This window comes from Curtobacterium pusillum (assembly GCF_007680845.1).
Taxonomy (GTDB): domain Bacteria; phylum Actinomycetota; class Actinomycetes; order Actinomycetales; family Microbacteriaceae; genus Curtobacterium; species Curtobacterium pusillum_B.
The window spans coordinates 183,656-196,654 of the sequence record NZ_VEIY01000003.1 but is presented as its reverse complement, the minus strand read 5'-3'; the positions used below and the strand labels follow the sequence as shown (position 1 = coordinate 196,654).

8 protein-coding genes are annotated in these 12,999 nt (G+C 69.7%); 7 read left to right on the top strand and 1 reads right to left on the bottom strand.

What is annotated here, in order from left to right:
• Window positions 1-90 precede the first annotated feature (90 nt).
• Complete coding sequence (locus tag FS825_RS08570; RefSeq protein WP_144712119.1) at window positions 91-1,419, bottom strand: MFS transporter; 1,329 nt, start codon at window positions 1,417-1,419, stop codon at window positions 91-93.
• A gap of 170 nt (window positions 1,420-1,589) precedes the next feature.
• Here FS825_RS08570 and uvrB point away from each other — a divergent pair, with 170 nt between their 5' ends.
• The 7 genes from uvrB (at window position 1,590) to gap (ending at window position 12,999) form a co-directional block, all read left to right on the top strand.
• Window positions 1,590-3,662, top strand: coding sequence for an excinuclease ABC subunit UvrB (uvrB, locus tag FS825_RS08565; RefSeq protein ID WP_144712521.1), 2,073 nt, complete (start codon window positions 1,590-1,592; stop codon window positions 3,660-3,662).
• Window positions 3,652-4,581 carry an SDR family NAD(P)-dependent oxidoreductase gene (locus FS825_RS08560; protein ID WP_144712118.1) on the top strand — a complete coding sequence of 310 codons (930 nt, stop codon included), beginning with the start codon at window positions 3,652-3,654 and terminating at the stop codon, window positions 4,579-4,581. Before uvrB ends, FS825_RS08560 begins: the two co-directional genes overlap by 11 nt.
• A gap of 48 nt (window positions 4,582-4,629) precedes the next feature.
• A complete protein-coding gene (gene uvrA, locus FS825_RS08555; protein WP_144712117.1) occupies window positions 4,630-7,650 on the top strand; it encodes an excinuclease ABC subunit UvrA in 3,021 nt (1,006 codons plus the stop codon).
• Entirely contained in the window at window positions 7,651-9,675 is a 2,025-nt protein-coding gene (uvrC, locus tag FS825_RS08550; protein ID WP_144712116.1) for an excinuclease ABC subunit UvrC, read from the top strand.
• Window positions 9,676-9,778: 103 nt separating this feature from the next.
• On the top strand, window positions 9,779-10,681 hold the full coding sequence (gene rapZ, locus FS825_RS08545) for an RNase adapter RapZ (RefSeq protein WP_144712115.1): 903 nt from the start codon (window positions 9,779-9,781) through the stop codon (window positions 10,679-10,681).
• A 75-nt stretch (window positions 10,682-10,756) separates the two neighbouring features.
• Entirely contained in the window at window positions 10,757-11,737 is a 981-nt protein-coding gene (gene whiA, locus FS825_RS08540; protein WP_144712114.1) for a DNA-binding protein WhiA, read from the top strand.
• A 257-nt stretch (window positions 11,738-11,994) separates the two neighbouring features.
• Window positions 11,995-12,999, top strand: coding sequence for a type I glyceraldehyde-3-phosphate dehydrogenase (gene gap / locus FS825_RS08535; protein WP_144712113.1), 1,005 nt, complete (start codon window positions 11,995-11,997; stop codon window positions 12,997-12,999).

Here is a 12,999-nt window from a genome sequence, read left to right as displayed (position 1 = left end):
AACGCGCGCGGTCGGCGCGCCGAGGGGGACGCACGTCGCCCGCTCGCGCGGGCGGGGCGGCGAGCGGGCGGCGTGCGCGGGGCGCTCGGGTCAGGCGGCGTGCTGCTCGGCCTTCGGCACGCCGATCTCGAGCACACCGTCGGTCATGGTCAGCCGCTGGGGCTTCATGATCCAGGCGACGACGGCCGCGGCAGCGAGGAGCACGCACGACAGCGCGAACGGCAGCTGCCACCCGGAGGCGTCGATGAGCACGCCGAAGACGATCGGCGAGACGACGCCGGCGATCCCGAAGCCCGTGTTCATGAAGCCGGAGGCGGTGCCCGACCACTGCGGTGCGACGTCCATCGGGATGGCCCACAGGTTGGCGTTGCAGAGCTCGAGGAAGAAGAACGAGAGCGCGAGGGAGATCGTCGCGACCGCGAGCCCCTGGCCGATGACGAGGGGGAGGAGGCACACCAGGGAACCGCCGAGCCCGATCACGAGCACGATCCGTCGGGCGTTCCGGGTGTTGCCGCCGCGGTGGATGATCCGGTCGCTGAGCATGCCGCCGACGGTGTCGCCGACGACGCCGGCGAGCAGGACGAGGGTCGTGAAGAGCGCGAACTTGCTGATCGGCAGCCCGTACGTGTCGCTGAGGAACGTCGGGATCCAAGTGAGGAACACCCAGAGGACCCAGCCGTACCCGAAGTCCACGAAGGTCACCGGCAGGATCTGCCGCGCGAGGGTGCGCCACGGGACGGGCGGGCGGGTGGCGCGGGTCTCGACGGGCGGGAGCTCGTCGAGCTCGACGCGCTTGATGCCGGCGGCGTCCTCGGGCTTGTCGCGGAACCAGACGAACCAGACGATCGCCCACGCGATGGAGAGCACCGCCGTCGCGAAGAACGCCCAGCGCCAGCTGCCGGTCGCACCGATCACCCAGGCGACGAGGAGCGGTGCGAGCGCGTTGCCGAGCCGGGCCGCGGAGTGCACGACGCCTTGCGCGAAGCCGTTGCGGTCGCGCGGGATCCAGCGGCTCATCGCCTGCGTGGCCGCGGGGAAGGCCGCTGCCTCGCTGAGACCGAGGAGCGCCCGGGCGGCGAACAGCGTCCAGAACCCGACGGAGAACCCGGTCCACAGGGTGGCGACACCCCACAGGACCGTGATGACGAAGAGCGCCTTCCGCGGGCCGAACTTCTCGGCGATCGTGCCGCCGAAGACCTGGAGGAGCGCGTACGGCAGCGCGAACGCGGAGACGATGAGTCCGGCGGTCGTCTCGTTGAAGCCGAAGTCCTCGGTGATGTGGGGGAGTGCCGTCGAGATGTTGGTGCGGTCGATGTACGAGATCGCGTACATGACGCAGAGCAGGATGAGCACTCGTCCGCGGACACGGCCGCGGAGCGGGGTGCCCTTCGTCGGTGCGGCGGGGGTCGCCGTCGTCATGGGGCCTCTTCGGGGGAGTGAGAAGGTGTCGGGTTGCTGAACGGATCGGAGGCTATTCCGGGTGTCTATCAGCCGACTTGGAGCCTGCTTTCCGCGGACGATACGCCGTCGGCGAGCAGCGCCGCACCATGTCAGTGGTCCCGACTAGCGTTGGAGCCATGGCAGTGTCAATCGAGCCCACGCGCGCGGTCCGCCCGTTCGAGGTCATCAGCGAGTACTCGCCGAGCGGTGACCAGCCCGCGGCCATCGCCGAACTCGCGGGTCGGATCAACGCCGGCGAGACCGACGTGGTGCTGCTCGGGGCGACCGGAACGGGCAAGTCGGCGACCACGGCGTGGCTCATCGAGCAGGTCCAGCGGCCGACGCTCGTGCTCGCCCACAACAAGACGCTCGCCGCACAGCTCGCCAACGAGTTCCGCAGCCTGCTGCCGGAGAACGCGGTCGAGTACTTCGTCTCGTACTACGACTACTACCAGCCCGAGGCGTACGTCCCACAGACGGACACCTTCATCGAGAAGGACTCCTCGGTCAACGCCGAGGTCGAGCGGCTCCGGCACTCGACGACGAACTCCCTGCTCAGCCGCCGCGACGTCGTGGTGGTCTCGACGGTGTCGTGCATCTACGGCCTCGGCACGCCCGAGCAGTACATGAACGCCTCGGTCGCGCTGCACGTCGGGCAGACGATCTCCCGTGACCAGCTCGTCCGCAAGTTCGTCGCGATGCAGTACCAGCGCAACGACGTCGACTTCGCGCGCGGGACCTTCCGGGTGCGCGGTGACACGCTCGAGATCATCCCGATGTACGAAGAGCACGCGATCCGCATCGAGATGTTCGGGGACGAGGTCGAAGCCCTGTCGTCCCTGCACCCCCTGACCGGCAACGTCATCGACGACCTGCCCGCCGTGTCGATCTTCCCCGCCTCGCACTACGTCGCCGACACCGACGTGATGCACCGGGCGATCGGCACCATCAAGGAAGAACTCGCGGAACGCCTCGCCGAGCTCGAAGGCCAGGGCAAGCTGCTCGAAGCCCAGCGCCTCCGCATGCGGACCACGTTCGACATCGAGATGATGGAGCAGATCGGCTTCTGCTCGGGCATCGAGAACTACTCGCGGCACATGGACGGCCGCGTCGCGGGGGAAGCGCCGCACTGCCTCATCGACTACTTCCCGGACGACTTCCTCGTCGTGATCGACGAGTCTCACGTCACCGTGCCGCAGATCGGCGCGATGTACGAAGGTGACGCCTCCCGCAAGCGGACGCTCGTCGACCACGGGTTCCGCCTGCCGAGCGCGCTCGACAACCGACCGCTGCGGTGGGAGGAGTTCCTCGAGCGCGTCGGTCAGAAGGTGTACCTCTCGGCGACGCCGGGTCGGTACGAGCTCGGGGTGACGGACAGCGTCGTGGAGCAGATCATCCGGCCCACCGGACTGGTCGACCCCGAGATCGTGGTGAAGCCGAGCGACGGCCAGATCGACGACCTGCTCGAGGAGATCAAGCAGCGCGTCGAGAAGGACGAGCGTGTCCTGGTGACGACGCTGACGAAGCGGATGGCCGAGGAACTCACGGACTTCCTCGGCAACGCCGGCGTCCGCGTGCGCTACCTGCACTCCGACGTCGACACCCTCAAGCGCGTCGAACTGCTCACCGAGCTGCGGCAGGGCGTGTACGACGTGCTCGTCGGTATCAACCTGCTGCGTGAGGGGCTCGACCTGCCGGAGGTCTCCCTCGTCGCCATCCTCGACGCCGACAAGGAAGGCTTCCTCCGGTCGTCGACCTCGCTCATCCAGACCATCGGTCGTGCCGCGCGCAACGTGTCGGGCCAGGTGCTCATGTACGCCGACAAGATGACCGACTCGATGCGCAACGCGATCGAGGAGACCGATCGACGGCGGGAGAAGCAGGTCGCGTACAACACCGAGCACGGCATCGACCCGCAGCCGCTCCGCAAGAAGATCGCCGACATCACCGAGATCCTCGCGCGCGAGAACGACGACACGAAGGCCCTGCTCGAAGGGCGTCCGGCCGCCGACGGTCGACGCTCCCCGACGCCGAACCTCCGGCGCGAGGGCATCGCCGGCGAAGGGGCGACCCAGCTCGAAGCGACCATCGCGGACCTCAACGGCCAGATGCTCAACGCCGCAGCGGAGCTGAAGTTCGAGCTCGCCGCCCGGTTGCGCGACGAGGTGCAGGACCTCAAGAAGGCTCTGCGGCAGATGGAGTCCGCCGGCCATGTCCGCTGACGACACGGGCGCCGGCGACCACCGACGGACCGTCGTCGTCACCGGCGCGAGCGCGGGTCTCGGCTACCACGCCGCCGAACAGCTGGCGGCAGCCGGCCACCGCGTGGTCCTCGCGACCCGGAACGCTGAGCGCGGGGCGGCCGCTGAACGGAGCATCCGGCGGCACGTCGACGACGCCGACCTCGCGCACCTGCACCTCGACCTGGCGGACCTCGACAGCGTCCGCGCGGCCGCCGACGACCTGGCGGACCTCGGGCCGGTCCACGCGCTGGTGAACAACGCGGGTGTGGTCGGGTCCGCCGAACGGCACGACACCGCGCAGGGGCACGAGCTCCAGGTCGGGACGAACCACCTCGGGCACTTCGCGTGGACGGCACTCGCGCTGCCCCTGCTCGACCAGGACACCGGCCGCGTCGTGCACCTCGGCTCGATCGCTCACCGCTTCGCGACGCTCGACCGGCACGATCCGCTGGCGACCGGCCGGTACGACGGGCACCGGCAGTACGCCCGGAGCAAGCTCGCGGTCATGCTGTTCGGCTTCGAGCTCGCCCAGCGGTTGGGCGATGCCGGGTCACGTGTGGCGAGCGTCGTCGCGCACCCCGGGTTGTCGCTCGACGCCGCGGCGCCGCCCCGGCCGGACATCGCGCCGACCCGTCCCGAGCCCGTGTGGATGCGCATCGGGTCGGGGTGGGTCGCGCAGGGCAAGGACGTGGGCGCGCAGCCGCTCGTGCACGCGGCCGTCGGCGCCGGCGTCCGGTCGGGGGAGTACTGGGGACCCGGCGGCCCGCTGCAGCTCGCGGGGCAGCCGGCGCTCGTCCGGGCCCAGCCGCACGCGCACGACCGCACCGAAGCCGCTCGGCTCTGGACGGCCAGTGAGCGTGCGACCGGGGTGGCGTTCGCTCTCGACGCACTCGTCTGACCCGCGCTCGCGCCCGAATGTCGGTGCCGCTTCGTAGACTTGTCGGCGATGACCATCACCTCTGACCGCGGTACCTCGACATCGGGCCGGAACGCCTTCGGCGAGCCCGCAGACCTCCACCTCCCGGGCGGCACGGCACCGCACAGCACCTCGACGCTCAGCGTCCGGGGCGCCCGCGTGCACAACCTGCGCGACGTCGACCTCGAGATCCCGCGCGACTCCCTCGTCGTCTTCACCGGGCTGTCCGGGTCCGGCAAGTCCTCGTTGGCGTTCGACACGATCTTCGCCGAGGGGCAGCGCCGCTACGTCGAGTCGCTGTCCGCGTACGCGCGGCAGTTCCTCGGGCAGGTGGACCGTCCGGACGTCGACTTCATCGAAGGCCTCTCGCCCGCGGTGTCGATCGACCAGAAGTCGACGAACCGCAACCCGCGGTCGACGGTGGGCACGATCACCGAGGTCTACGACTACATGCGTCTCCTCTGGGCGCGCATCGGCATCCCGCACTGCCCCGTCTGCGGCGAAGTGATCAGCAAGCAGAGCGTGCAGCAGATCGCGGACCAGCTCATGGAGTTCGAGTCCGGCACGCGCTTCCAGGTGCTCGCACCCGTCATCTCGAAGAAGAAGGGCGAGTTCGTCGACCTCTTCCAGGAGCTCGCGGCCTCCGGCTACGCCCGTGCGATCGTCGACGGGGAACGCATCCAGCTGAGCGACCCGCCGAAGCTCAAGAAGCAGGTCAAGCACGACATCTCCGTCATCGTCGACCGTCTCGTGGCGAACGACGACATCCTCGGCCGACTGACCGACTCGCTCGAGACGGCGCTGCGACTGACGGACGGCACGGTGGCGATCGACCTCGTCGACGCCGAGGGGCCCGGCGCGGTCCGGACGTACTCCGAGAACCTCTCCTGCCCGAACAACCACCCGCTGGCGCTCACCGAGATCGAGCCCCGCACGTTCTCGTTCAACGCGCCGTTCGGTGCCTGCCCGGAGTGCTCGGGCCTCGGGACCCGGATGTCGGTCGACCCCGACCTCGTCCTCGGCGACCCCGAGGCGTCCCTCCGCGCCGGTGTCCTGCTGCCGTGGACCGGGACGAGCGGGCTGTACTCCTACTTCGAGAAGCTCCTCGCCGGTCTCGGCAAGGAGCTCGGGTTCGACCTGGACACCCCGTGGAACCGGCTCGACCCGTCGGTGCAGGCCGCGATCCTGACCGGTAAGGACTTCCAGGTGTCGGTCTCCTGGCGCAACCGGTTCGGGCGCGAGATGCGCTACACGAGCGGGTTCGAAGGGGTCATGCCCTACATCGAGCGCAAGTTCGCCGAAGCCGAGTCGGACTCGCAGCGGCAGCGTTTCCAGGGCTACCTGCGCGAGGTCCCGTGCCCGGTGTGCGACGGCACGCGGCTCAAGCCCGAGGTGCTCGCGGTCACGGTCGACGGCCGCAGCATCGCCGACGTCACGGACCTGTCCCTCGACAACGCGTACGCGTTCATGGACAGCCTCACCCTGACCGACCGCGAAGCGCACATCGCCGCGGCGGTCCTCCGCGAGATCCGGGCCCGGCTCGAGTTCCTGCTCGAGGTCGGCCTCAACTACCTGACGCTCGCGCGCGGTGCCGGCGGGCTCTCCGGCGGTGAAGCCCAGCGCATCCGCCTGGCCACCCAGATCGGCTCGGGCCTGACGGGCGTGCTCTACGTCCTCGACGAGCCGAGCATCGGGCTGCACCAGCGCGACAACCGTCGTCTGATCGACACCCTCGTGAAGCTGAAGGACCTCGGCAACACCCTCATCGTGGTCGAGCACGACGAAGACACCATCCGCACCGCGGACTGGGTCGTCGACATCGGCCCCGGCGCGGGCGTGAACGGCGGCAACGTCGTGCACTCCGGGTCGTACGAGGGGATCATCGCGAACCACGACTCGATCACCGGCGACTACCTCGCCGGCCGTCGGGCGATCGAGGTCCCGGCCGAGCGCCGGAAGGTGAACCTCAAGCGCACGATCAGCGTCCAGGGGGCCCGCGCGAACAACCTCAAGTCGATCGACGCCGACTTCCCGCTCGGGGTCTTCACCGCCGTCACCGGGGTGAGCGGCTCGGGCAAGTCCACGCTCGTCAACGACATCCTCTACAAGGTGCTCGCCAACCAGCTCAACGGAGCGCGGCACATCGCCGGCAAGCACACCCGTGTGAAGGGGCTCGACCAGCTCGACAAGGTCGTGCACGTCGACCAGGCGCCGATCGGCCGCACCCCGCGGTCGAACCCGGCGACGTACACCGGCGTGTTCGACCGCATCCGTCAGCTGTTCGCCGAGACGCCCGAGGCGAAGGCCCGGGGCTACCAGCCCGGTCGCTTCAGCTTCAACGTCAAGGGCGGGCGGTGCGAGAACTGCTCGGGCGACGGCACGATCAAGATCGAGATGAACTTCCTGCCGGACGTCTACGTCGCGTGCGAGGTCTGCGGCGGTGCCCGGTACAACCGCGAGACCCTGCAGGTGCACTACAAGGGCAAGGACATCTCCGAGGTCCTCGACATGCCGATCAGCGAGGCGGCCGAGTTCTTCGAGCCGATCTCCGCGATCCACCGGTACATGGCGACGCTCGTCGACGTGGGCCTCGGGTACGTGCGACTCGGGCAGAGCGCGACGACCCTGTCCGGCGGTGAGGCGCAGCGCGTGAAGCTCGCGACCGAGCTGCAGCGCCGCTCGAACGGCCGCACCGTGTACGTGCTCGACGAGCCCACGACGGGCCTCCACTTCGAGGACGTCCGGAAGCTGCTGCTCGTGCTGCAGAGCCTGGTCGACAAGGGCAACACCGTCATCACGATCGAGCACAACCTCGACGTCATCAAGTCGGCCGACTGGCTCATCGACATGGGTCCGGAAGGCGGTTCCGGCGGTGGCACGGTCCTCGCGACCGGGACGCCGGAACACGTGGCGAACGTGCCCGAGAGCCACACCGGTGTCTTCCTCAAGGAGATCTTCGACGCGCAGGACGCCCGGGTCGGCAAGCAGCAGGCCGTCGGCGCTCGGCAGGCCACGCAGAAGCGCAGCAAGCAGCAGGCGGGTGCACGGTAGGTGGCGAACACCGTCCCGTGGCGTCCGAAGGCCGGTGAGATCCCGACCGACCCGGGCGTGTACCGCTGGCGCGACGAGGCCGGGCGGGTGCTCTACGTCGGGAAGGCGAAGAACCTCCGCGCTCGCCTGAGCAACTACTTCGCTCCGCTGCCGACGCTCCACGAGCGCACCCGACGGATGGTCCTGACGGCGCGGAGCGTCGAGTGGACCACGGTCGGCTCTGAGATCGAGGCGCTCCAGCTCGAGTACACGTGGATCAAGGAGTTCGACCCGCCGTTCAACGTCAAGTTCCGGGACGACAAGTCGTACCCGTACATGGCGATCACCCTGGGCGAGGAGTCCCCGCGGGTGATGGTCACCCGGAACCGGAAGATCAAGGGCGCGAAGTACTTCGGGCCCTACCCGAAGATCTGGGCGGTGCACGACACCATCGACCTGATGATCAAGGTGTTCCCGATCCGCACCTGCTCGGACTCCTCGTACAAGAAGGCGATGCAGACCGGGAAGCCCTGCTTCCCGGGGCAGATCGGCAAGTGCGGCGGACCCTGCTCGCAGAAGGTCACCATCGCCGAGCACCGCGCCCTGGTCGAGGAGTTCGTCCGGTTCATGGGCAGCTACGACCGTCGCGTGATCACGCAGCTCAAGCAGCGCATGGCCGCCTCGGCCGACGCGATGCAGTACGAGCAGGCGGCGAAGTTCCGCGACCAGGTCGGGGCGCTCGAGGCCGTGCTCGAGAAGTCCGCCGTGGTGCTCCGCGACTCGGTCGACCTCGACCTGTTCGGCGTCGCGGAGGACGAGCTCGCGGCCGCGGTCCAGCTCTTCTCGGTCCGCGGCGGCCGCATCCGCGGTGTGCGCGGGTGGGTGGTCGACAAGGAGCTCGACATCTCCACCGGTGACCTCGTCGAGCAGATTGTGCAGGGGCAGTACGCGACGACCGAGGAGCCCCCGCGCGAGGTGGTCGTGCCGGAGCTGCCCGAGGACGCCGACGCGCTCGAGCAGTGGCTCAGCGAACGGCGCGGTGGTCGCGGCACGAAGCTCAGCACCGCCCAGCGTGGCGATCGTGCCGGACTGGCCCGCACCGCGGCGCAGAACGCCGCCCAGGCACTGATGCTCTACAAGACCAAGCGCTCCGCCGACTACACGACGCGGTCGGCGGCACTGGCGGACATCCAGGACGCCCTCGGCATGACCGAGGCGCCGCTCCGGATGGAGTGCTACGACATCTCGCACCTGCAGGGCACGAACGTCGTTGCGTCGATGGTGGTGTTCGAGGACGGGTTGCCCCGCAAGGACCAGTACCGCCGGTACACGATCGCCGAGACGACCGACGACACCGACAGCATGTACCAGGTGCTCAGCCGTCGGTTGGCGCGCCTGGACGAGGACGCCGCGGCGCCCGACGTCCCCGACGTCACGAGCGACGAGGTGATCGAGGGGTCGAAGCCGACGAAGCGCTTCGCGTACCGCCCCCAGCTCCTCATCGTGGACGGCGGGCAACCTCAGGTGCAGGCCGCGAAGCGCGCGATGGACGAGGCCGGTGTGCACGACATCGCCCTCGTCGGGATCGCGAAGCGCCTCGAGGAACTCTGGCTGCCCGACGACGACTTCCCGGTGATCCTGCCGCGCAACTCCGAGGCGCTGTTCCTCATCCAGCGCATCCGCGACGAGGCGCACCGGTTCGCCATCACGCACCAGCGCACCCGCCGGAAGCGCGACGTCCGGTCGCAGCTGTCCGAGATCCCGGGCCTCGGGCCGAGCCGCGTGAACGCGCTGCTCAAGCACTTCGGTTCGGTCGCGCGACTGCGGGAGGCTTCGGCCGAGGCGATCGCCGAGGTCAACGGGGTCGGGCCGGCCACGGCGGCGGCGGTCGTCGCGAAGCTCGCGCAGACCCCCACGAGCACGCCGAGCGCGCCGACCCCGGCCAGCGCGCCGACCCCCGCCGGTCCGGCGGACGACGCGACCGGTCCAGGAGGCGCGGTGCGGGTCCCACAGGTGACCCACGACGGTCCGCACCTCCCGTCGTGACCCAACCCGTGCCTCCAGACGGACCCCGAGCGATAGCCTTGACCCGCAGCCGAGACCTCCCCGGGCGACGCGCCCGGGCCGCCACGACGGAGCCCACTCCCAGATGACCGACAGCGCCCAGACGTCGACCCGATCGCCGCACCAGCACGACATCCTCATCGTCACCGGCATGTCCGGAGCCGGCCGGTCGACGGTCGGCAAGGCGCTGGAGGACCTCGGCTGGTACGTCGTCGACAACCTGCCCACGCAGATGCTCGGCCCGCTCACCGAGCTCGCCGACCGCGCGGGTGAGAAGATCCCCAAGATCGCGACCGTCGTCGACGTCCGCGGTGGCCGCTTCTTCACCGAACCCGAACAGGCGGTCGAGCAGGTGCGCAAGAGTGCGTCCGCCCGGGTCCGGGTGCTGTTCCTCGAAGCCACCGACGCCGCGCTGGTCCGGCGGTTCGAGCAGGTCCGGCGGCCGCACCCGCTCCAGGGCGAGGACACCCTGCTCGACGGCATCGGGCGCGAGCGAGCCCGCCTGGCGGCGCTGCGCGAGGCGTCCGACGTCGTGATCGACACCTCCGACCTGAACATCCACCAGCTCGCGAACGCGGTCACGGAGCGCTTCGCGGACGACCACTTCGTCGGCGTCCAGGTGACGCTCATGAGCTTCGGCTTCAAGTACGGACTGCCCGCCGACGCCGACATGGTGGCGGACGTCCGGTTCCTGCCGAACCCGTACTGGGTCCCGGAACTCCGGCCCCACACCGGTCTCGACCGACCCGTCTCGGACTACGTGCTGGCGCAGCCCGGCGCCCGGTCGTTCATCGACCGCTACGCCGCCGTGCTCGAGCCGGTGTTCGAGGGGTACCAGCGCGAGAACAAAAGACACGCTACGATCGCCATCGGCTGTACCGGCGGCAAGCACCGCTCGGTCGCCATCGTCGCCGAGCTGGCGAACCTCCTCCGCGGGATGCCCGACGTCGCCGTGCGTGTGAAGAACCGAGATCTCGGCCGGGAGTGACCGTCCCTCCGGCCGCTCCACACGACGTGCGCCGGGCTGCGGAGCCCCACCAGAAGAAACGTTAGGAATGATGCTGTGCCGTTGACTGCCGAGGTCAAGGACGAACTGGCCCGGGTCGTCGTGAACCGCAACACGGTCCGCGCTGCCGAACTCGCGACCATCCTGCGGTTCGCGGGTGGCCTGCACGTCATCTCGGGCAGGATCGCGGTCGAGGTCGAACTCGACACCCGGATCATCGTGCACCGTGTGCGCAAGGACCTCGCCGAGCTGTACGGCGTGCGGAGCGAGGCGTCGGTGGGGTCGTCCGCGTCCGCCCGTCGCGGCACCCGGTACCTCGTCCGCGTGCTCGAGGCGGGGGAGACCCTCGCCCGCCAGACCGGCCTGATGGACGCCCGCCGCCGTCCGGTGCGTGGACTGCCGAACCGGCTCACCACGGGCAACCGCGACGACCTCGCCGCGATCTGGCGCGGGGCCTTCCTCGCCGCCGGCACGCTGACCGACCCCGGCCGTGCCGCCGCGCTCGAGGTCACGTGCCCCGGGAACGAAGCGGCGATGGCGCTCGTCGGTGCCGCGTCCCGCCTCGGGGTCGCCGCGAAGGGCCGTGAGGTCCGTGGCGTCCACCGCGTGGTGATCCGCGACGGCGAGGCCATCGGCCAGATGCTCACCGTGATGGGTGCCGCCCGCACCACTGCCGAGTGGGAGGAGATGCGCCAGCGCCGCGAGGTCCGCGCCACCGCCAACCGCCTGGTCAACTTCGACGACGCGAACCTCCGGCGGTCCGCGCAGGCCGCCGTGGCCGCGTGCGCGCGGGTCGAGCGGGCGCTCGAGATCCTCGGCGACGAGGTCCCCGACCACCTCCAGTACGCCGGCACGCTGCGCCTGCAGCACCGCGACGCGTCGCTCGACGAGCTCGGGCAGCACGCCGAGCCGCCGATGACGAAGGACGCCATCGCCGGCCGCATCCGCCGCCTGCTCGCGATGGCCGACAAGCGTGCGTCCGACCTCGGGATCCCGGGGACGGAAGCGAGCGTTCCCGAGGAGCTCGAAGGGGCCTGAGACGGGGCGTTCGACCTGACGGACGGGAGGTGCGGTGCCAGCTGGCACCGCGCCTCCCGTCCGTCTTCCCGTCCTGCAACCGTCCGTCTTCCGTCCGTCCGGACGGACCGTCATCCGGCGCTGGCTGGCAGTGTCCGACTGCTAGGGTCGTTACGGCGACGTTACGGGGCGTATCGTCCACCACACGCGGGCCCGCAGGGCCGGCGACTCCGAAAAGCAGCGCCCCTCCGGGCGCTCCACACCCACCAGGAGATCCATTGACCGTCAAGATCGGTATCAACGGCTTCGGCCGCATCGGCCGTAACTTCTTCCGGGCCGCTCTGGCCAAGGGCAGCGACCTCGAGATCGTGGCGGTGAACGACCTCACCGACAACGCGTCGCTCGCGAACCTGCTGAAGTTCGACTCCATCACCGGCAAGCTCCCGGCAACGGTCGAGCTCGACGGCGACAACATCGTCGTCGACGGCAAGGCGATCAAGGTCCTCGCGGAGCGCGACCCCGCCAACCTCCCCTGGGGCGAGCTGGGCGTCGACATCGTCATCGAGTCGACCGGCTTCTTCACCAAGGCGGCCGACGCGCAGAAGCACATCGACGCCGGCGCCAAGAAGGTCATCATCTCCGCACCGGCCACGGGTGACGACGTCACCATCGTGCTCGGCGTGAACGAGGACCAGTACGACGCCGCGAACCACCACATCATCTCGAACGCGTCCTGCACCACGAACAGCCTCGCGCCGCTCGCCAAGGTGTTCCACGACAAGTTCGGCATCGAGCGTGGCCTCATGACGACGGTGCACGCCTACACCGCCGACCAGAACCTGCAGGACGGCCCCCACAAGGACCCGCGTCGTGCCCGCGCCGCCGCCCTCAACATCGTCCCGACCTCGACGGGTGCGGCGAAGGCCATCGGCCTCGTGCTCCCCGAGCTCGCCGGCAAGCTCGACGGCTTCGCGCTCCGCGTCCCGGTCCCGACCGGCTCGATCACGGACCTCACCCTCGAGACCAAGTCCGAGGTCACGGTCGACGAGATCAACGCCGCGTACAAGGAAGCAGCGGAAGGCCCCCTCAAGGGCATCCTGCTCTACAGCGAGGACCCGCTGGTGTCGACCGACATCACCACGGACCCGCACTCCTCGATCTACGACTCCGGCCTGACCAAGGTCATCGGCGGCCTCGTGAAGATCACCTCGTGGTACGACAACGAATGGGGCTACTCGAACCGCCTCGTCGACCTGACCGAGTACGTGGGCGAGCGACTCTAA

Coding starts and splice junctions, on each gene's coding strand:
- FS825_RS08560 (WP_144712118.1), top strand. CDS start 3,652: ATGTCCGCTGACGACACGGGCGCCGGCGACCACCGACGGACCGTCGTC.
- rapZ (WP_144712115.1), top strand. CDS start 9,779: ATGACCGACAGCGCCCAGACGTCGACCCGATCGCCGCACCAGCACGAC.
- uvrA (WP_144712117.1), top strand. CDS start 4,630: ATGACCATCACCTCTGACCGCGGTACCTCGACATCGGGCCGGAACGCC.
- FS825_RS08570 (WP_144712119.1), bottom strand. CDS start 1,419: ATGACGACGGCGACCCCCGCCGCACCGACGAAGGGCACCCCGCTCCGC.